Origin of the sequence: Scardovia wiggsiae (assembly GCF_051045985.1) — a bacterium.
In the GTDB taxonomy this organism is placed as follows: Bacteria; Actinomycetota; Actinomycetes; order Actinomycetales; family Bifidobacteriaceae; genus Scardovia; species Scardovia wiggsiae.
This window is the reverse complement of sequence record NZ_CP157350.1, coordinates 684070-710349: the sequence shown is the minus strand read 5'-3', so window position 1 is coordinate 710349 and position 26280 is coordinate 684070. Positions and strand designations below refer to the sequence as shown.

20 protein-coding genes are annotated in these 26280 nt (G+C 53.7%); 5 read left to right on the top strand and 15 right to left on the bottom strand.

Features of this window, described 5'->3' with window-relative positions; translation table 11 throughout:
* From ABKA16_RS02975 to pyrB, 3 genes are read right to left on the bottom strand one after another with little or no spacing between them, the layout of a single operon-like run.
* The gene (locus ABKA16_RS02975) at window positions 1-1569 is read right to left on the bottom strand and encodes a dihydroorotase (RefSeq protein WP_380998919.1); all 1569 of its coding nucleotides are present in this window, start codon (window positions 1567-1569) and stop codon (window positions 1-3) included.
* On the bottom strand, window positions 1566-1994 hold the full coding sequence (locus ABKA16_RS02970; protein WP_380998922.1) for an aspartate carbamoyltransferase regulatory subunit: 429 nt from the start codon (window positions 1992-1994) through the stop codon (window positions 1566-1568). Before ABKA16_RS02970 ends, ABKA16_RS02975 begins: the two co-directional genes overlap by 4 nt.
* Window positions 1994-3022, bottom strand: a complete 1029-nt coding sequence (pyrB, locus tag ABKA16_RS02965; RefSeq protein ID WP_380998924.1) for an aspartate carbamoyltransferase — start codon at window positions 3020-3022, stop codon at window positions 1994-1996. Before pyrB ends, ABKA16_RS02970 begins: the two co-directional genes overlap by 1 nt.
* Window positions 3023-3280: 258 nt before the next feature.
* Between pyrB and ABKA16_RS02960 the strand changes: the two genes are divergently transcribed.
* Window positions 3281-5353, top strand: a complete 2073-nt coding sequence (locus ABKA16_RS02960; protein ID WP_380998927.1) for a cation:proton antiporter — start codon at window positions 3281-3283, stop codon at window positions 5351-5353.
* 70 nt (window positions 5354-5423) lie between these two features.
* Here ABKA16_RS02960 and ABKA16_RS02955 read toward each other — a convergent pair whose 3' ends face one another.
* The 4 genes from ABKA16_RS02955 to ABKA16_RS02940 form a co-directional block, all read right to left on the bottom strand.
* Window positions 5424-8642 carry a bifunctional [glutamine synthetase] adenylyltransferase/[glutamine synthetase]-adenylyl-L-tyrosine phosphorylase gene (locus ABKA16_RS02955; protein ID WP_380998929.1) on the bottom strand — a complete coding sequence of 1073 codons (3219 nt, stop codon included), beginning with the start codon at window positions 8640-8642 and terminating at the stop codon, window positions 5424-5426.
* Window positions 8643-8761: 119 nt separating this feature from the next.
* Window positions 8762-9718: a nucleoside hydrolase gene (locus tag ABKA16_RS02950; RefSeq protein ID WP_380998932.1), complete on the bottom strand. Its 957-nt coding sequence runs from the start codon at window positions 9716-9718 to the stop codon at window positions 8762-8764.
* A gap of 12 nt (window positions 9719-9730) precedes the next feature.
* Window positions 9731-10693 (bottom strand): nucleoside hydrolase, encoded by a 963-nt coding sequence (locus tag ABKA16_RS02945; protein ID WP_380998935.1) that lies wholly within the window; start codon window positions 10691-10693, stop codon window positions 9731-9733.
* A 137-nt stretch (window positions 10694-10830) separates the two neighbouring features.
* Window positions 10831-12249: a nucleoside transporter C-terminal domain-containing protein gene (locus tag ABKA16_RS02940; RefSeq protein ID WP_380998937.1), complete on the bottom strand. Its 1419-nt coding sequence runs from the start codon at window positions 12247-12249 to the stop codon at window positions 10831-10833.
* 394 nt (window positions 12250-12643) lie between these two features.
* Here ABKA16_RS02940 and ABKA16_RS02935 point away from each other — a divergent pair, with 394 nt between their 5' ends.
* Window positions 12644-13213, top strand: coding sequence for a thymidine kinase (locus tag ABKA16_RS02935; protein ID WP_380998940.1), 570 nt, complete (start codon window positions 12644-12646; stop codon window positions 13211-13213).
* Between the two features lie 28 nt (window positions 13214-13241).
* Here ABKA16_RS02935 and ABKA16_RS02930 read toward each other — a convergent pair whose 3' ends face one another.
* From ABKA16_RS02930 to lepA, 6 genes are all read right to left on the bottom strand, one after another.
* Window positions 13242-14684: an MFS transporter gene (locus ABKA16_RS02930; RefSeq protein ID WP_380998943.1), complete on the bottom strand. Its 1443-nt coding sequence runs from the start codon at window positions 14682-14684 to the stop codon at window positions 13242-13244.
* A 102-nt stretch (window positions 14685-14786) separates the two neighbouring features.
* On the bottom strand, window positions 14787-15905 hold the full coding sequence (locus ABKA16_RS02925) for a tRNA (adenine-N1)-methyltransferase (RefSeq protein WP_380998946.1): 1119 nt from the start codon (window positions 15903-15905) through the stop codon (window positions 14787-14789).
* 44 nt (window positions 15906-15949) lie between these two features.
* The gene (gene glgA, locus ABKA16_RS02920) at window positions 15950-17185 is read right to left on the bottom strand and encodes a glycogen synthase (protein WP_380998949.1); all 1236 of its coding nucleotides are present in this window, start codon (window positions 17183-17185) and stop codon (window positions 15950-15952) included.
* Between the two features lie 189 nt (window positions 17186-17374).
* Window positions 17375-17941 (bottom strand): hypothetical protein, encoded by a 567-nt coding sequence (locus ABKA16_RS02915; protein WP_380998952.1) that lies wholly within the window; start codon window positions 17939-17941, stop codon window positions 17375-17377.
* A 104-nt stretch (window positions 17942-18045) separates the two neighbouring features.
* Window positions 18046-19215, bottom strand: coding sequence for a radical SAM family heme chaperone HemW (gene hemW / locus ABKA16_RS02910; protein WP_380998955.1), 1170 nt, complete (start codon window positions 19213-19215; stop codon window positions 18046-18048).
* An 18-nt stretch (window positions 19216-19233) separates the two neighbouring features.
* The gene (gene lepA / locus ABKA16_RS02905; protein ID WP_380998957.1) at window positions 19234-21105 is read right to left on the bottom strand and encodes a translation elongation factor 4; all 1872 of its coding nucleotides are present in this window, start codon (window positions 21103-21105) and stop codon (window positions 19234-19236) included.
* 192 nt (window positions 21106-21297) lie between these two features.
* Between lepA and rpsT the strand changes: the two genes are divergently transcribed.
* Both rpsT and ABKA16_RS02895 read left to right on the top strand, forming a co-directional pair.
* Window positions 21298-21558 carry a 30S ribosomal protein S20 gene (gene rpsT, locus ABKA16_RS02900; protein WP_381000125.1) on the top strand — a complete coding sequence of 87 codons (261 nt, stop codon included), beginning with the start codon at window positions 21298-21300 and terminating at the stop codon, window positions 21556-21558.
* A 196-nt stretch (window positions 21559-21754) separates the two neighbouring features.
* Entirely contained in the window at window positions 21755-22558 is an 804-nt protein-coding gene (locus ABKA16_RS02895; protein ID WP_380998960.1) for a trimeric intracellular cation channel family protein, read from the top strand.
* 144 nt (window positions 22559-22702) lie between these two features.
* Here ABKA16_RS02895 and ABKA16_RS02890 read toward each other — a convergent pair whose 3' ends face one another.
* Both ABKA16_RS02890 and ABKA16_RS02885 read right to left on the bottom strand, forming a co-directional pair.
* Window positions 22703-23326 (bottom strand): 50S ribosomal protein L25/general stress protein Ctc, encoded by a 624-nt coding sequence (locus tag ABKA16_RS02890; RefSeq protein ID WP_007147313.1) that lies wholly within the window; start codon window positions 23324-23326, stop codon window positions 22703-22705.
* 174 nt (window positions 23327-23500) lie between these two features.
* Window positions 23501-24160: a DNA alkylation repair protein gene (locus tag ABKA16_RS02885; protein WP_380998963.1), complete on the bottom strand. Its 660-nt coding sequence runs from the start codon at window positions 24158-24160 to the stop codon at window positions 23501-23503.
* A gap of 96 nt (window positions 24161-24256) precedes the next feature.
* Between ABKA16_RS02885 and ABKA16_RS02880 the strand changes: the two genes are divergently transcribed.
* On the top strand, window positions 24257-26278 hold the full coding sequence (locus tag ABKA16_RS02880; RefSeq protein WP_380998966.1) for an AMP-dependent synthetase/ligase: 2022 nt from the start codon (window positions 24257-24259) through the stop codon (window positions 26276-26278).
* Window positions 26279-26280: the final 2 nt, after the last annotated feature.

Below are 26280 nucleotides of genomic sequence, written 5' to 3'. Positions count from 1 at the left end.
TCAGAATCTTTCAGAATCCCGCCCTATATCACCTATCAGCCCTGCCCACGACAGCTGCCCGTCCAGGACTGTCGCTGCCGGCCTGCCGGTCACGTCCCATCCATTGAATGGCGTATTCCTTGCCTGGGACAGGAAAGCTGAGGAATCTATAGTCCAGGGACGCTTAGTGTCAAGGATCACCAGATCGGCTGCTGCGGGACTCGGGGTGCCGTCCGAAGTGCCGCCTCCTCTTCCCCACACATAGCACCTGTGATGCCTCATCCCCCGCAGGTCTACAACAGGGTTCCCGTTCCCCGGGCAGGATGGGCTGCCTGCATCAGATTCCCTCTCTGATCCAAGGCTTCGCACACTGCAGCCGGCAGTAGCATGTGCAGAAATATCAAAAACTGCATCGCCCATCAGATGTGCGGGATTCACAGCCATCAGCTCTATCAGCCTGGCCTCGGAAATGATATCCCCGTCAACAAGGACTGTATGGGCAACTGCATAAGCAGTTTCCAGCCCGATAATGCCGTTCGGCGCATCCATCAGGCTGCGGCTTTTTTCCGCTTCCGTATGAGGGGCATGGTCTGTAGCAAGCATATCCACAGTGCCGTCTGCAATGGCAGCCAGTACAGCCTGCCTGTCTGCTTCGGAGCGCAGCGGCGGGTTCATCTTGGCATAGGTACCGTACAGTTCTACAGCGGTATCATTCAAGGCACAATAATGCGGGGCTGTTTCACAAGTGATGCGTATCCCCTCGGCCTTGGCCCGGCGGATAATATCGAATGAAGCAGCAGTGCTGACATGCTGAAGATGGATATGCACGCCTGTCCTGCGGGCAAAAGCGACATCCCTTGCCACAATATCTGATTCTGTTGAAGCGGGTATCCCCGGAAGGCCCAGCCGGGCAGATACGCTACCGTCGTTGATGACCCCGCTGTCATGATGCTCGCAATGGTCAATAAAAATAATATTGCTGCGGGCTGCAGCAGCAAGGACCTGCGGGAGGATACGCTCAGGCACCGAGGCACCGTCATCGCTGACTGCGATAACGGGATGGGCCGGGAAACGGAGGCCATGCTGCCAGTCCTCGGGATCCGATGCTTCTGTACCCTCACGTCCGCGGGAAGCCGCGGCGCATAACGCATATTTAACAGGAAGGATGCATGAATTGGCTATTTCATAATCATTGAGATAGTCAAGGACGGAACTGTATCCGCGGAACCCTCCATCAATATGTGCTCCGTCAAGGGCGGGCACAGTGTTAGGCATAATAAGCACGCCCGTGTATCCGCCATGTGCAGCTGCAGCGCTTCCGCTGGACATCGTCTCTTTATCAGTCTGCCCGGGATCACGGAAATGGACATGGGGGTCGCGGAAGCCGGGAGCAACCGTCAGACCTGTGCAGTCAATGGCCACAGGACCGTTCTGTTCCCCGGCAGGCACACGGTCCCCGCCCGCACCTTTGCTGCCGCGGAGGAGCATATCTACAGTTTTACCGGTATCCCATACCGTAAGGTTGGCGAGGCGCAGGTCAGGGTAGGAAGGGAATATACGGCCCTGCGCCGCCCGTCCGCCCGCACTCATAATTCAGCCTTCTCATCACAGTAATCGCAGCGGTATTCTGTTACCGACGGATCAGAAGTATGGCATCGGTGGAACATCTGGTCCAAGCCCCGCTCATCTGTAGTGATACACCGCGGATTCCGGCATACGATCACATTGCGCACACGGTCAGGCAGGGAAGGCTGGAGCTTTTCAGCGATCGCCCCGTTATGGACTATGTTCACTGTAGCATCCTTCGCCACAAGCGCCAGCACATTAAGGTCGATCTCGCTGCGGCCTTCGATTTTGATAATATCTTTTGTGCCGTAACGTACACTGCTGGCATTCATAATAAGCGCCAGCCGGGCAGTCTTTTCATCAATATGCAGATACCGCAGGACTTTAAAAGCAGTACCCGCAGGGATATGGTCCAGGATAAGGCCTTCACTGATACTCGTTACTTCCATTATGCCTGCACCTCCTGTTCCCCGGATACTTCATCATCAATGAACCCCGGGATCGCATCGCCTAAAACAGAACTTTCCAGAGCCATCCTCATGCGCATACCAAGTTTGACCTGCTGGAAATATGCGGCACGCGGATCATCATCAATATCCACAGATATTTCATTGACCCTGGGGAGAGGGTGGAGTACGGCCATAGTACTTTTCGCATGCCGCATTTTTTCTTCGTCAAGGATATACGTATCCCTTAAACGCATGTAATCATCCTCGTTGAAGAAACGTTCTTTCTGTACACGGGTCATATACAGCACATCAAGGTCTCCGATAGCTTTCTGGAGGTCTGTGACCTCCGTATATGAGCAGCTGGGCGTCCCGTCGATACAGTCCAGGACATACCTGGGGGTCTTCAGTTCTGAAGGGCTTATAAGGATAAAATCAATATTGCCGAAACGGCACAGAGTCTCAATAAGGGAATGGACGGTGCGCCCAAATGTCAGGTCGCCGCACAGCCCTACGGCCAGATGATCCAGCCGGCCGAAGCGCGCATGGATAGTGGCCAGGTCGGCAAGGGTCTGTGTAGGGTGCATATGTCCGCCATCCCCGCCGTTGATCACAGGGACTGAAGCAGCTTCCGCAGCGACCAGGGCCGCCCCTTCTTTCGGATGCCGCATAGCAATAACATCAGCATACTGCGACACCGTTTTCACCGTGTCTGCCAGTGATTCCCCTTTAGTAGCAGATGACAGCTGCGCACCAGCGAAACCTATAGTTTTGCCTCCAAGCCGCAGCATAGCGGTTTCAAAGCTTAACCGTGTACGGGTACTTGGTTCAAAAAACAGTGTCGCCAGTATGCGGCCGGCACACGCCTGGGCTGCCTCGCGCGGATGGGACAGGCAGTAATCGGCTTTCCTCAGAAGGTAGTCCAGCTCACCCATAGTAATATCGTCAAGCGTAACAACGCTTCTGCCCTGAAGGCTTTTATATGGGGATACTGAGGCTGGCTTACCGGACTGTACTGAAATATCAGACATAAGCTCGCCTTTCACACAATTTAAGGCGGACACGATTTGCCGTGACCTAATCAAGGTTAATCCATAAAAGCGACACAGACACCCCGCATGCATACAGTCTGCGGATTTCTGTCCGTATAATGAGACCTGACCGGTAATGGTATACTTCCGGCATATTTCATACTCATTTTGATACAATAAAACTCACTCGCCACGTGCACTGCCATGCCCTGTTCCGGGTCAGGGCATACGGCTGGCCTCTGAAGGAAGGATACAGATATGCAGCTGCTCACGCTTATTGTCCTTATTATGTCCGCAGTCCTCCTTTCAGCCCTGATCAGCCCTTACATCCCGAAAGTATCCCTCCCCCTGGTCCAGATCGCCCTAGGGGTCATCTGGTATTTCCTTCCTTTTACACCAAACCTGAATCTTGACGATGAACTGTATATGATCCTTTTTATCGCCCCGCTCCTCTTTTTTGAGGCGAAAGGGTTCTCTCTCAGTTCCCTGCGCAGGACTATATCAACATCCTTGTCATTAGCGATAGGCCTGGTACTTTTTTCTGTTGTTGCGACCGGTTTTTCGCTCCACGCACTATGGGGCGCAATTTCGCTTCCTGCAGCCATGGCCCTTGGTGCCGCCCTCGGCCCTACAGATGCTGTAGCAGTATCTGAGCTGCGCAAAGAAGCGAACCTGTCCGACAGCCAGGTCTCTGTGCTCCGCAGTGAAAGCCTGTTCAATGACGCCGCCAGCATCGTCAGCTTCCAGTTCGCCATCGCCGCTGCGACAACAGGCCAGTTCTCAGCTCTGCAGTTCACCTGGAATATCGCATACAGTTTCCTCGGAGGGGCTGCCCTCGGTGCCGTCCTCGGCTTCCTTATGAATTCGCTGATGCTCACCCTCCGCAGGCTCAGCCTTGAAACAACGACAACACGTATTACCATTGAACTTCTCTTCCCCCTTTTCGCGTATATCCTTGCGGAGAATATACACGTTTCCGGCGTAATAACGGTTGTTGCCGCAGGGCTTCTGCTCCGCTACAGCCGTATGGGGGTAGGCAGCGATATTGCCCGGACGAACCTGGTATCGGATTCCGTATGGAAATTCGTCACTTTCACGCTGAATGGAAGCGTCTTCGTCCTTCTTGGTATTGAGCTGCCCCTTGCGATGAGGGACAGCCTGAGCAGCCCTCTGGTCAGCACACCTATGCTCCTGCTCACTATCGTGGCAATCACCGTTATACTGCTCCTCGCCCGCTTCCTGTGGTTTATCGGACTGCAGATGTTAAGCCGCAATGCACAGACTGGTACACGGAAGGGGATATCAGCCCTTACGCCGAAGACTGCCAGATCAGCCCTTATCATGACTTTTGGAGGCGCAAAGGGGACCATCTCCCTGATCCTGGCATTTTCGCTGCCGGTGACCCTGGGGACTGTAAATACGTTCCATATCCGCGACATCCTCCTTTTCATTGCGGGCGGATATATAATCCTTTCGCTTATCCTGGCGAATATCATCCTTCCCATCCTCGCACCGAAAGACACGATAGAAGAGGAAAAAGGCATGGCGCAGGCAAATGCTGCCATGCTTGACCGCACTATAACGAAGATATCGGAGCTGGAAACCCCTGAAAACCATTTAGCGCTAGCAATGGTACTCCAGTCATATTCCATGCGTGCTGCGCGGCTGAAAGACCCGCAGTCTTCGGAACAGCAGCGCCATATGGTTTTTGAGCTTAATCTCACGATACTTGAATGGCGGCAGCAGTGGCTCGAAAAGTATCTTACCCTGCATCCGGACTGCGAAACATCTGTCAACCACCTTCTTGCCTCTATCGAATTCGGGCTGTCACTGAGTGACGGCACCGTTTTCAAACGCCTTCGGATGAGGGCTGAATCGACAAGGATCAGGATCCGCCTGTCCGTGAAAAAGGCACACCTGCTGATCCGGAACAGGCTCGGACTGCCGCATACTCCGCCATCAGGACGGAGCGTCGCGGAAATACAGTCCGACCTTACAAATGCGACTATTGAACATCTGTCGGCGCTCATGAACGGTACAGATACCGCAGGCAGCGGCAGTTCCGGGACAGCCAGCTATCCGCCATCAGTGGTTGCGGTCATCCTCAGCAGATACCAGCTTTTCAAGGCCAATTCTGAGGGAAGGCAGTACACTGCGGATAAGCGTGAACAGTGGAGGCGCGATATATCGCATCTGAGGATGCAGGCCTACCAGATAGAACTTGACACTATCCATGAGATGCAGGAAAACGATGAGATCACACTGGGCCAGGCCCGGCAGATGAGGTCCAACGTATACGTCATGCAATCTGATGATGCATTCGAGGATTGAACAGAGCCGCACGGCCTGCCATAGTCATAAGTGGGCTGTGTCACCGTACCTGTGACCTTTTTGCCGGCAGTTACCGGGCATCCTGAGCATCCGCATAAAACAGCCGCTCTGCAACTTCCCGGCACCTGCGCATTTTCTGCAGGAGCTCGTTAGCGAATTCCTGCCCCTGATGTGCCGAACGTCCCATACAGGCCGCTACTCCTCCGAGCGAGAAGGAATCATCCGGTATGATATCCGCCTGGTTCGCCCGGCCGCTCCACAGATAATGGGCATTCCTCGCATCAGTACAGACCTGCCATGTACTACGCAGCACAGCAGCGTCTTCATGCGACAGTACACCACTATTTTCAAGGATATTAAGCGCCTGAATGGTCGACGTGGTGCGCAGCGAAGCTGTGCTGCTGTCCTCGTGAGACTTCAGGCCTGCTGAAGCGCCGGTACCACCCGGCTGCAGCTTCCGATCAGGCAGAGCCTGGGTATCCTCGCACTGATGCGCATGCTGGAGCTGAAGGAGCTGGACAGTCCACTCCACATCAGAAAGGCCGCCCTTGCCAAGTTTGAGATGCCTGTCACGGCGTATACCGCGAGGCAGCCTTTCCGATTCCATACGCGCTTTAAGGGTTCGTATCTGTGCAAGGTCATCCTCACCCGGAGCCTGTACCGGATACCGCAGAGGGTCAGCGACCTTTTCAAGGAAACGCTCTGCCAGCTCCCTGTCCCCTGCAGCATACCTGGCCCGCAGCAGCGCCTGATGCTCCCACATCTGTGCCCAATGCGCATAATAATCTTCGTATGATTTATACGATCTGATAAGCGGCCCATTTTTCCCCTCAGGCCGCAGGTCAAGGTCCAGGTCTATTTTTGCTTCAGATGTAAGGGGCCCTGACAGGATAGAACGGAGATCATTGACGACTGCCAGCGAAAAATCCCGCGGATCTGCTGCCTCATCAGCTTCTCTGCCGGCATCCTGTACCGGCTCGTAGATCATCATAATATCTGCATCAGAGCAGAAATTGACTTCCCGCCCTCCGTAACGCCCCATGGCGATAACGGAGATCCGTGCAGGTGGGCAGTTTTCCTCTATCTCCCGTTTACGGCACTGATGGCGTACCGCCCATTTGAGGCTTATCTCTATAGCCGCATCATACACATCCGTCATCGCCTGGAGGCTGCTGCTGCTCAGCGTGATACCGCTCATCCACCCTAAACCGATACGTTCTATTTCCCTGCGCCGCATAGACCGTATAAGTGTTGCAAAGCTCCTCATATCCTCAGGGAAACGCTTATACGCGCCCTCGCACAGCGTATCCAGCTGCCCTCGGGTAGGCGGCTGGAGTTCGTCATCATCCCCAAGCCATGTCAGCGATTCTGCCGAACGGTTCAAAGCATCGCCCAGAAAGCGCGAATTAGCAAGAATAGTGCACAGCCGCTTAGCGGCCAGGGGCGAATCACGCAGAAAACCGAGATAAGGCCCTCCGCCTCCATAGTTTTCTGCCAGCCTGCGCCACTGGAGAAGCCCCATATCAGGATTCTGCCCATCTCCGAGCCACAGCAGTACGGCGGGAAGGAGTATCCTGTTGATCTTTGCTGCACGGCTCACCCCCCGGGTCAGATAGCGGACATGCTCAGCGGCAGCCTGCGGGTCGGCGAAGCCTATTGATTCGTACCTTTCAGCCATGGCTGCCGGCGACAGCCTGATCTCTTCATCTGCCATATGAGATATATCGCCAAGCATCGGCCGGTAATAAATATCCATATGGAGGCGGCGTATCTCACGCCGTGCCGCATCGAAGCGATCAAGGAGCTTTTCGGGTGATAAGGAACATGCACGGGCAAGCCTGACGAGGGCTTTGTTGTCATAAAGCTGAGTCCGGTCAACGTTCCGGGGTTTTTCTATGCCGCCGCGATTAGCCTGCCCAAGGTCAGGGAACAAATGTGTCCTGTGCATATTCCACAGCTGCTGGCGATGTTCAAGGACCCTCTCGAAACGGTAGTCAGCCGATAATGCTTCAGACTGTTTCCGCGACATGTATCCCCCGGCGGAAAGCCGCTGCAAGGCATCAAGGGTCGAACTCACGCGCAGGGACCTGTCAGTGCGCCCGTGGACCAGCTGAAGCATCTGGACCGTGAATTCCACATCCCTGAGCCCGCCGCGCCCCAGTTTGATTTCCAAGTCTTTCTGCTGCTCAGGGATAAGGCTTTCAACACGTTCACGCATTTTTCTGCAGTCAAAAACAAAGTTTTTCCGGGCAGAGGCATTCCACACCAGCTGCTGGGTACTGTCTACATATTTCATTCCCAGCTCCGGGTCCCCGGCAACATGGCGTGCTTTCAGCAAAGCCTGGAATTCCCAGTTCTCAGCCCATTTCTGATAATATTCACAGTGCGATTCGAGCGTCCTCACCAGAGGGCCTGCTTTGCCTTCCGGGCGAAGGGCGCAATCTACCTTCCAGAGCGGAGGTTCATTGACACCAGGGATAACGGACTGGCATATCCTCTGGAGCTTTATGCCCGCTGCAGTCCCTTTTTTAACCAGCTCAGCATGCGTAACACCCTCATGCCGGGGCTCTGCAACATAGATCAGGTCAACATCAGATACATAGTTGATTTCCCTAGCTCCGAGCTTGCCCATCCCGATCACGGAAAACAGTATATCCTCCGAAGCGCCGACGCTGCGCAGAGCGATCCGGACGGCAGCATCAAGTGCACAGTCAACAAGGTCACTGATATACGACGATACTTCAGGCTGTACGCCTGCCGGATCACTATGGGCCATATCGAAAGCTGCTATAGCGATTATCTGCTTCCAGTACTCATGCCTGAGCGCATTTACTGCCGCAGTTTCATTGCCGCCGCAGGAAGCAGCAGCACTGAAAGCATCCGCACGCATCCCCTTATCCCATGTGCTGCTGGAAAAATACTCGCCGGCGACAGAACTGAGGAGGTCTGCATCCTGCTCAACCATGCTGCCGATACGTTTTGATGCCCCAAGGGTTTTTACCAGCCTTCCCCACACGTCATCTGAATCTGGCTGAACAGTACCGGGAAGGGCTTCCCTCGTCTCATCGCGGGCATACAGCTGCCCGACTGCATACAGTGCTGCATCAGGATCGCATGCATGCATGAGTGCCCCTGTTACAGCCTCTGCAATCCCGCGGGACATCCCCCGGCTGGAGCACTGGCGGAATATATCAAGCGCAGCCTGCGTATCTGCTATTCCGGCACGGATAAGCAGCCTGCGTCCGGGGAATCCCCGCCCTTCCTGATCACTGGGTACTGTATGCGGCATGACCTTATTTTACATGCGATAACGGATCGCTGCCACGCGGCCCGGGCTTGCAGGCACTTCCCTGCAAGCCCCGAACAGTATTATCGACGGTGCGGTCCGCCGTATCCGTCCTGAGCAGCTTAAGCAGCGGTACCGGCTGCGCTGTCTACCCTCAGGATCGCGTCTTCAACGATCTGCCAGAACCTGCCTGTATCGAGTCTGAGGGCGACTTTTGTATTGGACCCCGGGTCTTCCGGTCCCTGCATATTGACAACAGTCATCCCTGTGGTCAGCTTGCCGTCCAGCTCTACGCTGATCTTCCTGCGCTCCGTGTACAGCACATCCGGGTCAATAAGGTAAGCAACTGTACATGGGTCGTGTACAGGAGGGTCATCAAAATCCTGGTTCCCCTGATATGCCTTACGGAAGAAGTCCATAAGCCGGCCCATGAAATAACCTGTCTGCCCGCCCTCGGCCTCGATTTTACGCTGGATATCCCGTGTGCACAATGCATGATGGGTAACGTCCAGACCGACCATAGTCACTTCCCACGGAGCGCTGAACACTATCTGCGCTGCCTCCGGATCCGTATAGATATTGAATTCCGAGCATGCGCTGGAATTGGCCTCATATACGCCGCCGCCCATCAGGACCACCTGTTTGGCCCTCTCAGTGATTTTGGGCTCCATGCGCAGAGCCATGGCGATATTGGTGAGAGGCCCGGTCGGTACCAACGTTACAGTCCCAGGTTCACTGTCCATAACCGTCCTGACCAGGTAATTGACAGCATGCTCATCTTCAAGCGGCCTCACAGGTTCGGGGAGTTCGACACCGTCAAGCCCTGTTTCGCCATGCACATATGCGGCTGTTTTAAGGGGCCTGACAAGGGGGCGGTCGCATCCGGCATATACAGGGATATCATCCGCGCCTGCTTTATGGAGCACGCTCCGGGCATTGTACGTGACTTTGTCGAGGCTCTGGTTGCCGCCAACGGTAGTTACCCCGATAAGGTCAATATCAGGGTTCCCTACAGCCAGCAGGATAGCAACAGCATCATCGTGCCCAGGGTCGCAGTCAAGTATGATCCGTTCTGTCATCTTTGCCTCCCCCTACGCTGCCAGTCCCGAGATCCGCGACATGAACTCGTCAAGGAACCTCTGCACATCAACCGTGACTGCAGCCTGGGCAGTCTTGACAGGGTCATTGAGACGGTCGACGTCCCCAATAGTGCGCCCTCGGGTCGGATCTTCCGTATCGACTTTCAGGTTGACGGGCAATGTCCCTACCAGGCTGGGATCAACTGCGACCCCGACGGCAAGCGGGTCATGCAGCCCGCAGCCGCCAAGGTTAGGCGCTGTGGTCTCATACGCTTTGATATAGTAATCCGTCATCTCAGCAAGGAAATCACCCCTGTCAGTATGCAGATCGCGCCACTGCTGTGTATGCTTGCGGGTCAGCAATGTCTGAAGCGTTACATCAAGCCCTACCATAGTGATCCGCTGTGCATGGCGGAACACATAGTCAGCTGCCTCCGGATCCTGGGAAATATTAGCTTCAGCACAGGGGCTCACATTCCCGCTTACGGTCAGCGCCCCTCCCATGAGCACAATTTTGCCGATCTTCCCGGCGATACCGGGATCACGCTGCAGCGCTGCCGCAAGGTTAGTCAGAGGCCCTGTAGGGACATAAATAAGGTTTTCACCATAGCGGCGGGCAGATTCAATAATGAAATCAACTGCATCTGTGGGCTCGGCATGCCGCGGGGACTGAGGTATCTGTGCTTCGCCAATGCCATTTTTTCCATGGATAAAAGCTGAAATAGGCAGCACCGAGAACGACTCCGCAGTACTTGAATGCGGGAGGCCTGAATATACAGGGATATCAGGGTGCCCGAACAGGTCCAGAATCGCCAGTGCATTGGAAACGCCCTGTTCAACAAGGACATTCCCATAAGTCCCAGTTATGCCGATCAGGTCGGTTTCCGGGCTTCCCAGCGCATAGGCTATGGCAAGCGCATCGTCAATACCTGTATCCAGGTCAAGTATCAATTTTTTACCGGTTGGTTGAACCATCGTATACCTCTCTGTTATAGTGGATCCTTAATTGTGAGGCAGCAGGCACGGCCTGCGGGATATCCCTCAAAGCTGTGCCTGCTGCGTCATCTGTCTAATTATTATATCCATCTATGATAAAAATATGGATTTGCCGGTTACCAGACGAAAAGCCCGGCCATACCGGCAGACAGCAGGGATACAAGGATACCTGCCAGGAGCATGCGGCCTACATTCTTGGATATCAGGTCGTTTGTTTCCTTCCCGGCAAGCCCCTTGAAGCAGCCGATGATCATGCCGACCGTGCTGAAGTTGGCGAATGATGTAATGAATACAGTCAGTACAGCCTTATAATGCGGGGCGAAAGCCCAGATAGTCTTTGTAACCTCATTCATGACTACGAATTCATTAGTCACCAGCTTCTTGCCCATATATCCGGCCATCTGCCATGCAGTACCCGGGTCCAGGCCGAGAAGGAGCGAGGGTATATAGAGGATCACGCCGAATATATGTTCCAGAGTGAGCTGAGGGTTGATAAGCCCGAGAAGCTTATTGATCAGCGCTGCAAGGGCAACGAATGCAATAACATTAGCAGCAATGATAAGGACCAGCCTGCCGGCCCCGAGGATAGAATCGCCGAGGAAGGAGAAGAACGGCTCTTTTTTAGGTTTATTCGGATCACGCTTGAACGTTTTCTTCACCCACGCAGCAAAACGGTTGCCTGCCGGGGCAGGGGCAGTAGCGGCTGCAGGGGTATTCCCGGCTGTTTGTGCCGTCACGCCATCAGTGGCTGCAGCCGGCGTACTGGCCGTATTATCTGCTGCAGCTGCAGGAGCAGAGGATATCCCCTCAGCCGGAGCTTCGATTGCCTCGCTGCTGTCTGCAATAGTAGCGATAACATCCTCCTCTTTGTCAACTTTGACCGGGTACAGAAGGTTGGCAACGATCAGAGCATTGATGCAGTTCAGCGGCACTGCTGTCAGGACATAGTCGCCTGGGACCATTGTGGTATATGCTGCAAGGATAGAAGCCGTTACGCAGCTCATTGACATCATGGCCAGCATAAGGTTCCTGGCGGGCTTCATCTTCTGGACCTGGAGTTTCGATACGGCAAGGGCTTCAGTATTGCCCAGGAACATCATTTCAATAGAAAAGAAAGTTTCAAATTTAGGCTGGCGTGTGATGAAGCTCAGCCCGCGCCCGATCCATTTGATGAGCCACGGGAGGAAGCCGATGTAAGTGAGGATATCAAACAGCGGGACAACGAGCAGGATCGGAAGCAGCGCTGAGGTAACAAAATTCACCGCATCGGGATGGGTACCATCAGCACCGACCCAGTTGGCAAGGGCAAAATTGATGCCTTTGAAAGCGACTTTAACAAGCTCGCTGAACGCACTGGCTGCAGCATGGACAGCAGCACGACCCCACGGCAGAACGGTCAGCAGCCCCGCGATCACTATGTTCAGGGCCGTCATTATCCCGACCGATACCCACTGTATATGTTTACGGTCGTGCGAGAATATCCATCCAATCAGCAGGAATATGAGGATACCCACAATATTTATAGCAAGGTACATTATCTAATTCTCCTTTATTCCCCTTTCCCGGCAACCCGGAAAAAGAAATTTGCTCCATTACGGATGCGACGGCACCGATGGGCATCCTTGCTTCCTAGCAAGCACAAGACTGGCAATAGCGTTACGCAATATCACCGGCGTCACCACAGCTATCCCCCAGTTGAGAAGATACCTTTTTTACAATACCATCACTTTGTCACATTTCAAGTGGGTCCGCCGCACTCCGTCCGGACATCAGCCCGTATACTTAGGCTGTGCTTAATATCCGCTGCAACACGCCTGATATACTGCGAATGACAGAGACCGGGCACCGTCGGCGATAATATCTGCTTCCTGTACGGTACAATGATCCCGCATATTAACATACCTGCAACCTATACGGAAAAGGACAGCCATGGCTCAGCTTTACTACAAATACGGGACGATGAATTCCGGCAAAAGTATTGAGATCCTTAAAGTAGCGCATAATTACGAAGAACAGGGCAAATCCGTTGCCCTTATGACCAGCTCCCTTGACACACGCGATGCGTATGGGGTGGTCTCCAGCAGGATCGGCCTCAGGCGTGAAGCAATCCCTATAAGCAGCGATATGGACCTTTTCGCTTATGTAGAAAACCTGGCGAACAGGCCTTCATGCATCCTCGTTGATGAATGCCAGTTTCTCAGCAAAAAGAACGTCTGCGCATTAGCCAGGGTCGTTGACGACCTCAATATCCCGGTCATGTGTTTCGGGCTTAAAAATGATTTCCAGAATGAACTTTTTGAAGGATCACATTACCTGCTCCTTATGGCAGATAAAATTGAGGAAATCAAAACGATCTGCCAGTACTGCGCCAAAAAAGCGATCATGGTTTTACGGATGAAAGACGGAAAACCTACATATGAAGGCGAACAGATCCAGATCGGCGGGAATGAGACTTATATACCCGTCTGCAGGCACCATTATTTCCATCCCAAAATCTGATTGTGGCCTGACGGCAATAGAAACCCTGTCAGCCCCGGCTTCCAGGTGCCCTGCTGAAAACCAGCACCAGGACCAGCCCTAAAACCTCGATCCCGGTAATGATCCACAGGATCTGCGAATACCCTGAAGCTAACAGTGCGGCCTGGGCCGGCGCCAGGGCTTTACCATAGCTGATGCCTGCGCCTGCACCGACTGAGCTTATCAGGCCTCCAAGGATAGTGACCCCCACAGCAGCGCTGCCCTGCATAGCAAGGTCATTCATCCCTACTCCCCTCCCGGTTTCGCTGTCCGGCAGCGTACTCAGCGAATTATTATATATCGGTGAAAAAATAAGGCCCATCCCTGAATAAAACAATACAGCAGTTACAGAGAGCGCAGCCGCGCCATACCTCAGGGTAAGCGCATAACCCCCAGTCCCCAGGATCATCAGCACTGCCGCAGCAATAAGGCACGCCCGGCTGCCCCATCTGTTTATGAGGCTGCCTGAAAACGTTGCAATAACAGCTGCGCAAATGAAAGCGGGAAGGATAAGGAGGGATACCGTTGCTGAAGTTATCCCGTACAGCTTCTCCCCAACAGCATTGTATAAAGGTGCTGCAGCAAAATTGACACTGTAGAATACAACGATAAGGCTGATAGCTTTCAGCCAGCGGATATTATGGAAAAAACCGGGAGTAATGAACGGGGCGCTGGCATAGTGGATATAAACGGCAAATACGGCAAAGAATACGGCAGAGGCGCCGAGCATCCACCAGGCAAGCTGGGAGAAAAACAGGATAAGGAGAGTCAGGGCGGCGCCGATGATGCCGAAGCCTGCAACATCAACCGACGTATGCCCGGCATCCCCTTTCGGGATATTCCTGGCAAGGACCGGGATAAATGCCGCGCTGGCCAGCGGTATAAGGAAAAGGTATGACCACTGGACCTCGCTCAGGAAACCGGCGCTGAGGATCCCCAAAGCAGCAGCGACCTGATAACCCGCAGTATACAGCCCCAGATAGAACACTTTCTTTTTAGGTGCGAGGAACCGCGATGCCAGGACCATGTAGACTGATCCTGCTGCCTGATACCCGACGGTCTGCAGTATCCTGAATATGATGACAAGGGCAAGGCTGCCGTGGAAAAGGAAACCTCCAGCCGAACCCGCCAGCAGGATCCCGATGCCCCACCACATAAGCTTCCGAAGGGAAACGAAATCGCTGAGCGATCCGTAAATAAAGCAGACGATCCCCAGAGCTGCAGCAGGAAGCGCCGTGATAAGCGTAGCCTGGGAACCGCTGGCCTGCACATCGGCCCCTACCCTCACGGCAACCAGGTTGAAACCCTGCAGGCACAGTGTGCCCAGCATAAAGATAACAAGGAGCGGCACCAGAGAGGCAGCAGCCTTCTCGGAAACTGACCCCTGTAATCCTTTATCCCCACCCTCAGGGGCGACTGTGCCTGCCGCCATAGTGCTGTCGATTTGAGTCATATGCATACGATAATACAAACTGCAGTCTAACCGGACAGGGACATGTCGCCGCCCCGTGAAACCTGCCGCACCCTCAGGGACACAGAATTACGTCACATTCCGTCATGCAGTATATAACCGGGGATTACGCAGCTGCGAAACCTGACCGTCAAGGTCACGGAGGACCTTGCGCACCTTGCGGTCAGACATATCACGCAGCTCAAGGCTGTCAAGCCCGTCTGCACTGGCGGCGCTGTCAATATCTGTATGGGTATCCTTAAAAGCCCTGCCCTTTTTGCGGAGAGCGGCATGGCCGTATGCCATTGCCCGGGAAACAACAATGAAGCCGGTATGCCCTATCATCTGATGGTTCGGCCGGACTGCCAGCCCGTCTGCTTTCCATGTTCGCTCAATCGTCTCTGTGATCTCAGGTTCAGTCCACGTACCGGAACTGCGGAGCCTTTCCGCCAGCCGGCTGACCTGTGTAACAGTTGTCACATAGCAGGCCAGCACACCGCCCGGAGAGATGACACGGTATGCCTGTTCCAGGCGGTTCCACGGATCCAGCATATCAAGGACGATACGATCATAATAATTTTCAGGAAGGCCGGCACAGCATATATCGAAACTGCCTACAGCCACCTTCCACCATGAAGGCTCATAACCATAGAAAACAGTAGCGTTAGCCTTGCATATTCGCGCGAACTCCTCACGGATCTCGATAGTCGTCACTTCCCCGCCGGAACCGACAGCCTCAAGGAGGCTGATGCTCATTGCTCCGCTGCCGCCGCCGGATTCCAGCACACGCATGCCGCTGCGGATATCCCCAAGCTGAAGGACCTGGGCAATATCTTTGGGATACATGATCTGCGCACCGCGGGGCATGGAAAGCACATAATCAGCAGTACGGGGACGCATAGCGCAGTATTTCCAGCCGCCGAGCTTTTTTCCCTGACGCCACGGCTTTATGGAATCCTGGAATCCATCAGTACGGACATAAGGGGTACCTGCAGCTCCGGAAGTATCCTGATGACTACCGGGGTTTTCTGCGAAAGCGCGCTGCGCATCTGCAGTAGTGATCACCGAGCCTTCTGAAACCCCGATAATATCATCATGCATAATAAAGCCATGGCCAGTCTGTGTATATCCGCCGGGGACAAGCTGTATTGTTATTTTATCCATTTTACGGTCAGTCAGCTGGGCTTTCTCGCCCGCACAGAATGCGCCCCGTCGTATTGCCATTACCTGTATCCCTGCAGTTTAACTGTTATGCCGATAAGACAGTCCTATCCATGAAGGACTTTCTCATATACATCAATAGTATTATCTGCGATAGTCTCCCATGAGAATACTTCCCGCGCACGCCTGTATCCTGCCCTGCCCATTTCCCGGGCACGGTCCATATCGCTGAACATATCATCAATAGCAGCAGCCATGTCGTGGACAAATTTATCCGGATCAGTAGGCGTCCCTGTCCCGTCGCGCAGCTGGTCGAAATGGATAAGGAGCCCTGTTTCGCCGTCAGCAACGACTTCAGGGATACCGCCGGTAGCACTGCCCACTACAGGAAGGGAGCATGCCATTGCCTCAAGGTTCACGATGCCCAGCGGCTCATAAATGCTCGGGCAGATAAAAGCATCGCAGCCGTGTTCCAGAGCATTGAGTTCCGGCCTGGGAAGCATCTCTTCTATCCAGACGATATTCCCGCGTTCACGGTCGAGGTCTGCAAATGCTTCGCGGACTTCCGCCATGATCTCAGGGGTATCCGGCGCACCTGCACACAGGACGACCTGGATGTCCTTGCTGATCAGCGGCAGGGCTTTGAGCAGGTACGGAAGGCCTTTCTGGCTGGTTATCCGCCCGACGAAAAGCAGTGTAGGCTTTGAACGGTCAATGTGGTAACGGTCGAATACTTGCCATGCGGGATCATCGTCTGCAGGGGTGGCGAACTCATCCATAGTGATCCCGTTGTAGACGACGTGGACCTTTTCGGGGTCTATCTGCGGATAGGCCTGAAGGATATCTTCCTTCATGCCGTTTGATACGGCAATAACCGCATCTGCATTGAGATAGGCATCCCTTTCAGCCCATGAACTCAGATTATATCCGCCGCCCAGCTGGTCAGCCTTCCACGGGCGGAAAGGTTCAAGGCTGTGGGCAGTAACAATGAGCGGGATACTGTTCAGCTGTGATGCCAGCCTGCCCGCAAGGCAGGAATACCAGGTATGGGCGTGGACAAGGTCGGAATGGACATCTTTTGCCATCTGGAGGTCGATATCGAAGGTTTTCAGTGCGGCGTTGGCGCCTTCCATGGAACTGTCAACATCATACCCTGCAACTTCCAGCGACCCCTGCGACCCCGGTGCAAGGGCAGGGATATCATCCGGGGTACGGGCACCATCAAAAGCCCGTACAGTCACATCTATCTTACGCGCCAGTGCGTGAGACAGTTCTTCAACATGGACCCCGGCCCCGCCGTAAACATGCGGAGGGAATTCGCGGGTCAACAAATCAATATGCATAATAAAACTCCTTTGCCGGTCCCGATCCGTGGCTCAAGATCCACTGCGCATAAGTGCATGCATCCGAACCCGTCCCTTCTATTCTATGCCAAATCCGCAGCGAAAACACAGGTATATAAAAAATACGGAACTGCCGGCTTCCCGTCTGGGGAGGCCGGCAGCTACATGGAGAAACAGAAATATGGCCAGTCAGATGGCTGTCCCGTTCTCATCAAGGTTAGGATTGTCCCTCACAGGGCGGGCCAGGAAAAAGATATTAAGGACGCCCAGGCAGAACAGGACCGTAACAACGATAATCACCGGCAGCTTTGGCGGTATCCAGATCATCACGATAAAAGCAATGGCTGTGCAGATAAGCAGTGCCCAGTTCAGTACTGTAAACCACCAGTGGATGGGGTGCGCGTGACGGCTAGCCGCACGGCGGCGGCGCAGCTCCTGTGCCCTGGCAGCCTGCAGCCTTTCCTGCCGGCGTGCCGAACGCTCCCTGCTTTTCTGCTGGTGTTTTTTATTCCGCGCTGACTTGTCAGGGGCTACACCTGGATCCGCTGAGGGGATAGCCTCCGCTTCAGCCTGCTGGGTACTGCTGGATGGCTTCCATTCGCCGCCTTTGCGGTCCTGCAGATGAACAGACCGCGTATTGAGGCTCTGCGCATCAAGCGCGCCTGAAGCTGAGCGGTCCTGTTCTTTATACTGAGGCTCTTCCTGCCCCCGGCGCCTGCGCCTTTCAGCAGCGCGGCGCTCCCTGCGGTTTGCCATATGCATCCTCCTGGTTGGACTATCAAACACACTGCTTGCAAGTATAACTAATACAGGGAACTTAGACCCCGGAAGCTGCTGCCATAGGCTGATGCACTATGCTGTTACAATCCGTATGCCTCGAACAGTTTCCCAATAACCAGGTCGTTGAGGAGCCTGCCGCGCACTGTAGGGACCACAGCCGACCGGGAAGGATCATAAGTAATAAGGCCATCCCCAATAAGGCTGTCAATACAGCCCTCCGCAGGCTGCCGGCCTGCCAGCCGGCTGATCTCGCTGATCTTCAGCCCATCCCGTATACGCAGGCCGAGCATTATACGTTCCTCAAGGTCCTCAGAATCGCTGGCCCTCTCACTGCCCTGCCACGGTACAGCCTCCGCATCCATCGCCTCTGCCCAGCGTTTCGGATGAGCTATATCCCAGGCTCTTAAACGGGCTGCGTTGTAATGCGAATGCGCCCCCGGGCCTATCCCGGCCCAGTCGGCATTATGCCAGTACCCCAGATTATGCCGTGATTCATCACCGGCAGCCGCCCAGTTGGAAATCTCATACCACCGGAGCCCCGCCCTGGAAAACATGTCGTCTGCAATGCGGTACTTTGCAGCCTGGTCATCATCGCTGGGCCCTGCAAGCTTTCCGCCGGCAACCCTGCGCCCCATCGATGTATGCGGTTCAACAGTCAGCGCATACGCTGATATATGCGTGACCCCAAGGCTGAGCGCCGTCCGGATGCTCATGCGCCAGTCATCCTCGCTTTCATGCGGCGTCCCATATATCAGGTCTACACTGGACCTCAGGCCATAACGCCGGGCTGCTGCAACACCGGCTTCCACATTGGCCGGAGTATGGGTGCGGTCCAGCGTGGCCAGCACTGAAGGCACAGCAGACTGCATACCGAACGATATCCGGGTGAACCCGCCATCTTTAAGCTCAGCTATATATCTGTCATCAACGGTATCGGGGTTGGCTTCGGCAGTGACCTCTGCATCCGGCTCAAGGCCCCAGATATCGCGGACAGCATGGAGCATGCGCACCAGGTCATGCACAGGAAGGATGGTAGGCGTCCCTCCTCCGAAGAATACCGTTGCTGCCGGCGGCTCGCATATCCCCTGGGATTCCTGCCACTGCCTGACCAGGACCATTTCCCTGACAGCAAGGTTTGCATAATTTTCACGGTTTGCCCCGCCGCCCAGATCGAGCGCGGTATACGTGTTGAAATCGCAATATCCGCATCGCTTCATGCAGAAGGGGACATGTATATAGACACTGTACATAACGCGCTCTGCCGCCGTTTACTTCGCCTTTTCGGCGGCACGGATCTTATCCCTGGTATCCCTGTCGTTCGTATTGCCCGTAGCCAGTGCTGCAACGAATGCTTCCTGGGGGACTTCCACATGCCCGAGCATTTTCATCCGTTTTTTGCCGGCTTTTTGCTTTTCCAGAAGCTTGCGCTTACGGGTGATGTCGCCTCCATAGCATTTGGCGAGCACATCTTTGCGCAGCGCACGGATATTCTCCCGGGCAATGATCCTTGCACCGATTGCAGCCTGGACCGGTATTTCAAATTGCTGCCGCGGGATAAGCTCACGGAGCTTTTTCGTCATCATAACACCATACGCATAAGCCTTATCACGATGGACTATGGCGCTGAAAGCATCAACCGGTTCCCCTTGGATGAGAATATCCACCTTCACAAGATCGGCATCCTGCTCGCCGTCTTCATGATAGTCAAGGCTGGCGTACCCCTTCGTCCTGCTTTTCAGCTGGTCGAAAAAGTCGAAAACGATCTCCGCCAGAGGCAGCCGGTAATGCATTTCCACCCGTTCGGGGCTCAGATATTCCATCGTCCCCATCTGCCCGCGCCGTTCCTGGCACAGCTCCATGACCGGCCCTATGAACTCTTTCGGAAGGATGATATCAGCAGCTATCATCGGCTCGGTTACCCGCCTCACCTTGCCCTCGGGGAACTCACTCGGGTTCGTAACATGATGGTTGGAACGGTCCTCCATCTCTACATCGTAGGTAACGCTGGGAGCCGTAGAAATAAGGTCAAGCCCGAATTCGCGGCTCAGCCGTTCCGATACGATCTCCATGTGGAGCAGGCCGAGGAACCCGCATCGGAATCCGAAGCCTAAAGCAACAGAGGTTTCTGGCTCGTATACCAGTGCCGCATCATTAAGCTTCAATTTATCAAGTGCATCACGAAGGTCAGGGAACTGCGCATTATCGATAGGGAAAAGCCCGGCGTACACCATAGGCCGGGGATCCTGGTATCCCGGAAGCGGTTCTGAGGCCGGGGAGGATTCCTCGGTGATCGTGTCCCCCACTTTTGACTGGCTCACATCTTTCACACCAGTGATGATATAGCCGACCTCGCCTGCGCACAGCTGCCCGGCCGGCTCCATATCAGGGCTGATAACGCCAAGCTCAATAGGGTCGTGCACAGTCCCCAGGCCCATCATGCGTATTTTCCGGCGGCGGCGGAGCGTGCCGTCTATCATACGGATATAGGTAACGATCCCCCGGTACGAATCGTACACAGAGTCAAAAATCAGTGCGCGCGCGGGGCCTTCAGGATCCCCCTCAGGGGCAGGGATATCTGTAACGATACGGTCGAGGAGTTCAGAGACCCCTTCGCCGGTTTTCCCTGAGACCCTCAGTATTTCCGATTCATCTACACCCAGGAGGCCTGCTATCTCAGCAGCATGCTTGTCGGGCTCCGCGCTGGGGAGGTCTATCTTATTCAGCACAGGGATAATGGCGAGGTCATGGTCTATTGCCATATAAAGGTTAGACAGCGTCTGCGCTTCAATACCCTGTGTAGCATCAACAAGAAGCACGGCACCTTCACAGGCCGCGAGTGACCGCGAAACTTCGTAGGAAAAATCCACATGCCCGGGGGTATCGATCATCCCCAGCGTGTATTCTTGCCCGTCGAAAACCCATGGTACGCGGACAGCCTGGGATTTGATAGTGATGCCCCTCTCCTGTTCGATATCCATACGGTCGAGGAACCGGTCATGCATCTCACGCTGCCCAACGATACCGGACAGCTGGAGTATCCGGTCAGCTACGGTAGACTTCCCGTGATCGATATGCGCAATAATGCAGAAATTCCGGATAAACGGCTGCCGGATAAAACCGGGCTGGTTTTTTTCTGCCATTGCTGCTCCTCATAAACATACCGGCGTACTTCTGCACACTTACAGTTGCCTATTGTACCAAGTACCAATCTACGATACGCAGATATGCAGGCGTGTTCTGCACCGGACGGCAGCCGGAGTGTCCGTTTTACATAACCCGTGATACTATATGTCTCTGTATGCCGTACGGAAAATTATCGTTTGGAGATTACATTGGCAAATATTAAGTCGCAAAAAAAGCGCATTCTCACTAATGAGAAGGCCCATCAGCGTAACGTGGCTTTCAAGAGCCAGCTGAAGCATGCTATCCGCAAAACTCGCGAGGCTATTGCAGCAGGGGATAAAGATGAGGCTCAGAAGGCCTATGCACTCGCTTCCCAGAAGCTTGACAAGGCAGCAGGGCGCGGCGTGATCCACAGGAACAATGCCGCAAACCATAAGTCAGCCCTTGCCCTTGCAATCAACGCAATGTAAAACTGTGCGCGTATGCATGTGATATGCATATAATCGCTTTCTATCCGGGACCTTCGGGTCCCTTTTTATATCCATATTTATATCCTTAGACGGGGCACAGCTCCGCCCTTTATAACAACCTTCAGGCCCGGGCTTCCATGCTTCCTCTTATGAGGACTGTTTCCTGTACACTGGGAACGTGAATCACACTATAGCCATGGAGAGCAATACGGCACTTGTAGTTATCGAGTACCTCGGCGTCCTTTTTGCGGGGATTAACGGCGGGCTCGTTGCCGTCCATAAAAAGCTTGACGTGTTTTCCATTATGGTCTGCGCATGGATCACCGCGCTTGGCGGAGGTTTCATCCGCGATATCGCCATGGGCGATATACCGCCGGTAGGCATCTCCAATTACAGTTTTATCCTTATCACTTGTGCTGCAGGCATTATTGTTGTTTTTGCCCATCTTGAGCTGGACAGCATGTACTGGCCGCTCATAGTGACCGATGCCCTGGCAACTGCCCTTTTCGCTGTTGATGGCACAGCAAAAGGCCTGATCTTCGGTTTCAACGGGGGGACAGCAATATTCCTGGGGATGTTTACTGCATTCGGCGGAGGTACTTTACGGGATATCCTGCTGAAAGATATCCCCCTTGTCATCAGGGACAAGCATTTTTATGCCGTGCCCACTGTAGTGGGATGCATCCTTACCGTATTCGCCATGCGGTCTGCCATGCAGAACCATATCACGGTAGGCGTGGAAGCCGCCCTTGACATAATTATCGTTGCGGCTGTAATCGCAATACGCCTGCTGTCTGTCCACTTCAACCTTCTGGTCCCCGGGGCGATGCCGCGCAAAACTAACCAGTTCCAGGCAACAAAAACTTTCATGACCAATGCTACCCATCATATGAAAGACCGCACCAAAGCATGGAAAAGGAAACCTGGAAACGGGCGCTCTGCAAAAAATCGCCGCAGCAGACTGCCCCATAATGACAGCGCCATATCGGATCAGGGGTGATAAAGCAGGACTCGTGCGCTTTTTAGCCTAGCCGGATGGCGAAATCCATACACTATGCAAAGGTAACAATATAAATTAAGGCACCAGTATAAATAAAGCTCCCGGCGCCTGCGCACTCCGGGAGCCTGCCTTGCTATGCAGCTTTTATTCTGCACTCTCGCTGCTGTCGGACTCTGCAGCAGGGGTTTCCCCGGCAGTTTCCGCATCCCCGGCAGGAGCCGCGGCTTCCTCAGCAGGTACCGTGACGGATACAACGGATTCCTCAAGGTTGTCGAGCACCAGTTCGGCGCCCTTGGGAAGCTTGATGTCCTTAGCAAAGATGTGATCACCTTCAACCATGCCTTCTACAGACAGGGTGATATTTTCAGGAAGGTTGCTGACATCAGCACGCATAGTGAGGTTCTGGATATCAACAAAGGCTACCGCTGCACCCTTTGGAGTCCCCTCAACGAATACAGGCACTTCGACCTCAACCTTTTCGCCCGCATGGACTTCATAAAAATCAATATGCTCGATATTGCGGCTTACAGGGTTCCGCTGGATCTCGCGGGCTACTGCAAGCCTGGTTTCTTTGCCGAATTTGATTTCAATCAGGGCATTTGCACGGCGCATTGCCAGTGTTGCTTCCTTCTGAGGGAGTTTAACAAACACAGGCTGCCTGCCGCCTTCATAAATTGAAGCCGGGATAAGGCCTGCCACACGCATGCGGCGCGCAGCGCCTTTTCCGAATTCATCACGGACTTCGCCGTTAAGTGTTATATCTGCCATAATGTACTCCTTTCATTGGCCTTGGACCTATCGCACGCCAACAGAGCACACGGCTTAACGTTATGCATCAGAAGCTGAGTCGATCACGGGTATTATCCCCTCGCCAAAGCACAGTGAAACTATACCAGCATGTGCGGATTTTGCATTGTATATACATATATACCGTATTATCGATCAGATATATTTACTTGCCTCGCTGATACTCAGCTTATCCATTTCTGCACCGTATTCAGCGATAAAATCCTTGACCCAGCCGGGATCTGTTTTTGAATAATCCCTCAGGGCCCATCCGATAGCCTTATTGATAAAGAACTCATCACTGCCGAAATTATTGACGAGTATTTTTTCCAGAAGCTGCGTATCGGTTTTCTCTTTTCTGCCCAGCTGATGGCCTATTGCAGCCCTCCTTACCCAGATATCACTGTCCTGGGACCATTCCAGCATAACAGTATTGGCCCTGCTGTCCCTCAGGCCGATATTGCCTGCTGCCTTATCCAGGAAATCAATAGTATCCCACCACTGTTTCGATCTGATAAGTTCAAGTATTTTGGGAAGATCATCGTATGTAAGGCTGCTGTTGAGCGCAAGAAGGTAATCGTATGCACAGTACTGGAACTCCCTGTGGTCATCTTCATAGCATTTATCTATGAAATCCCAGTCAACAACCCCTTTCTTCCTTTCCTCTTTCAGGAAACTTTTATACAGTTTCCTCCTCAGGGGCGTTGGTATGCCGTAATACCTGAATTTGCCCCTCATGTATTTCGACATCGCATCCGCCTGCACACTGTCTGAATTATCTTCGAAGATACCTCTGATCATCATATATTTATCCATAAACCCCGCCTTTGAATACGTCTTTTCCAGATTACACATTAAACTGGAGATACATAAGTGAAGAATTACGACTACAAGTGCATATAAGGAGCGGGTATGGGATTCCTCAACAGTGTTAAAAGCAGGATACAGGGCATCGTACCTTCGCACAGTGAAGAAGCATATCCTGATCAGGAAAACTCGTATTCCGAAGACTCCGGAAGCCCCTTTACTGCGGCGGAGGGTATCCCCCTGCCGCACACAGACTACTGGTCTGAGAACTACCCGACCACCACATATATTGATGAAAAGACCCATCTTCTGACCAGCACCACGGAAGGCGTTACTGATATCCCTGACGATATGACGATCTATTCGCTGTATGCAGACCGCGCGCGCAGGACCGGCGACGGGCCGCTTTTCCACTTCAAAGATAACGGCCGGTGGGTTACCAAAAGCGCCAATGAAGCTCTGGAAGATATACGCGCTGCAGCAAAAGGACTGATGCACCGGGGCCTGAAAATTGGCGACCGTGTTGCTTTCATGTGCCGTACAAGCTATGAATGGGATATCGTTGACGCAGCTGTACTGTCAATCGGCGGGGTGCTTTCTACGATCTACGATACAGACTCAGCAGCACAGATCCGGACTATCGTCAATAATTCCGATGCAAAAGTGCTTATAGTCCAGACACGCGATATGCTGGAGCGCGCTGACGGTGCTATTGAGGACTGCAGGTCGCTGAAGCATATTTCCTGCCTGGAGAATGGGGCGCTCCAGGAACTCCAGGCATACGGGCGGTCGGTTTCCGATGAAGAGCTTGACAGGCGTATAGCTTCAGTAAAGCTCGACGACCTGTGCACGATCGTTTACACCTCCGGTTCCACTTCAGCACCTAAAGGTGTTGAGCTCACCCAGCGGAATCTGGTCGCTTTTGCACTTAATATCAACGCATTCATCCCGGACCTGCTGAATACCGATGACGGCTCCATCCTTATGTTCCTGCCGCAGGCACATGTTTTCGCCCGCGCGATCAATTACGGCGTAGTCTACAGCTCTATCCAGGTATATATCGCTACAGGAATCGGCACGCTTATCTCCGATCTCCAGGTAGCAAAGCCTACTATTATGATCGGCGTGCCCCGCGTATTTGAAAAGGTCTATAACGCTGCCTCACAGAAGGCAGGCCATGGTATCAAAGGGCGGATCTTTGCCTCTGCGACTAAGACTGCGCGCAGTTATATGACGGATGTGTCCGACAACGGGAAGGCAGGTTTCCCCCAGACCGTACTTCATGCGGCGTATGGCCCCCTGGTGTATTCATCCCTTAAGGAGGCACTTGGCGGACGCGCGAAATGGCTTGTCTGCGGCGGTGCGCCTATAGACCCGCAGCTGCTGAGCTTCTTCCGCGGTGCCGGCATACCGGTGTATGAAGGATACGGCATGACTGAGACTTCCGCCCCGTGCACTTTCAACCCTCTGGGCACCCCGTTCCATGCCGGTTCTGTAGGTATAACGTTCCCAGGCTTCTCCATCCGGATCAGCGAGGAAGATGAGATCCAGATCAGGGGCGAGGGCGCATTCAGGCGTTACCATAAGAACGATGAGGCCACAAAACAGGCATTTACCGACGACGGATGGATCGCCTCAGGGGATCTCGGGGCTTTTACCCATGACGGTTTCCTCTATATCACAGGCCGCAAAAAAGACCTTATCATCACAGCAGGCGGGAAGAATGTTTCCCCCACACCTATAGAGGAGGCTATCCGCAGATGCCCTCTCGTTTCCCAGGCAGTAGTCCTCGGCGATAAGCGGCCATTCATAAGCGCCCTTATCACCCTTGATGAAGAAAGCCTGAGGGACTGGCTTGGTGCGAATTCCCTTGACCGGGATATGAGCCTTGACGATGCTGCTGATAATGCTGCTGTCCGCGGTGAGATACAGAAATACGTGGATCTGGCGAATGAAGGCGTATCACGTGCTGAATCCGTAAGGAAATTCATTGTGCTTCCTGAGGACTTTTCACAGGATAACGGTATGCTCACCGCTTCCATGAAAGTGATCCGTCCGCATGTCATAAAGCGCTATCAGAAGCTGCTTGATACCCAGATGTACACACCGCGGAAGAAAAGCGCTTAAAG

Excerpts from the sequence above, each read along its gene's own strand:
- ABKA16_RS02935 (WP_380998940.1), top strand. The coding sequence starts at position 12,644 with ATGGCTCAGCTTTACTACAAATACGGGACGATGAATTCCGGCAAAAGT.
- ABKA16_RS02940 (WP_380998937.1), bottom strand. The coding sequence starts at position 12,249 with ATGTACCTTGCTATAAATATTGTGGGTATCCTCATATTCCTGCTGATT.
- ABKA16_RS02890 (WP_007147313.1), bottom strand. The coding sequence starts at position 23,326 with ATGGCAGATATAACACTTAACGGCGAAGTCCGTGATGAATTCGGAAAA.
- ABKA16_RS02950 (WP_380998932.1), bottom strand. The coding sequence starts at position 9,718 with ATGACAGAACGGATCATACTTGACTGCGACCCTGGGCACGATGATGCT.
- ABKA16_RS02960 (WP_380998927.1), top strand. The coding sequence starts at position 3,281 with ATGCAGCTGCTCACGCTTATTGTCCTTATTATGTCCGCAGTCCTCCTT.
- pyrB (WP_380998924.1), bottom strand. The coding sequence starts at position 3,022 with ATGTCTGATATTTCAGTACAGTCCGGTAAGCCAGCCTCAGTATCCCCA.
- ABKA16_RS02885 (WP_380998963.1), bottom strand. The coding sequence starts at position 24,160 with ATGGATAAATATATGATGATCAGAGGTATCTTCGAAGATAATTCAGAC.
- ABKA16_RS02955 (WP_380998929.1), bottom strand. The coding sequence starts at position 8,642 with ATGCCGCATACAGTACCCAGTGATCAGGAAGGGCGGGGATTCCCCGGA.
- lepA (WP_380998957.1), bottom strand. The coding sequence starts at position 21,105 with ATGGCAGAAAAAAACCAGCCCGGTTTTATCCGGCAGCCGTTTATCCGG.
- glgA (WP_380998949.1), bottom strand. The coding sequence starts at position 17,185 with ATGCATATTGATTTGTTGACCCGCGAATTCCCTCCGCATGTTTACGGC.
- ABKA16_RS02945 (WP_380998935.1), bottom strand. The coding sequence starts at position 10,693 with ATGGTTCAACCAACCGGTAAAAAATTGATACTTGACCTGGATACAGGT.
- ABKA16_RS02880 (WP_380998966.1), top strand. The coding sequence starts at position 24,257 with ATGGGATTCCTCAACAGTGTTAAAAGCAGGATACAGGGCATCGTACCT.
- ABKA16_RS02895 (WP_380998960.1), top strand. The coding sequence starts at position 21,755 with ATGGAGAGCAATACGGCACTTGTAGTTATCGAGTACCTCGGCGTCCTT.
- ABKA16_RS02930 (WP_380998943.1), bottom strand. The coding sequence starts at position 14,684 with ATGACTCAAATCGACAGCACTATGGCGGCAGGCACAGTCGCCCCTGAG.
- ABKA16_RS02975 (WP_380998919.1), bottom strand. The coding sequence starts at position 1,569 with ATGAGTGCGGGCGGACGGGCGGCGCAGGGCCGTATATTCCCTTCCTAC.
- ABKA16_RS02915 (WP_380998952.1), bottom strand. The coding sequence starts at position 17,941 with ATGGCAAACCGCAGGGAGCGCCGCGCTGCTGAAAGGCGCAGGCGCCGG.
- hemW (WP_380998955.1), bottom strand. The coding sequence starts at position 19,215 with ATGTACAGTGTCTATATACATGTCCCCTTCTGCATGAAGCGATGCGGA.
- ABKA16_RS02970 (WP_380998922.1), bottom strand. The coding sequence starts at position 1,994 with ATGGAAGTAACGAGTATCAGTGAAGGCCTTATCCTGGACCATATCCCT.
- ABKA16_RS02925 (WP_380998946.1), bottom strand. The coding sequence starts at position 15,905 with ATGGCAATACGACGGGGCGCATTCTGTGCGGGCGAGAAAGCCCAGCTG.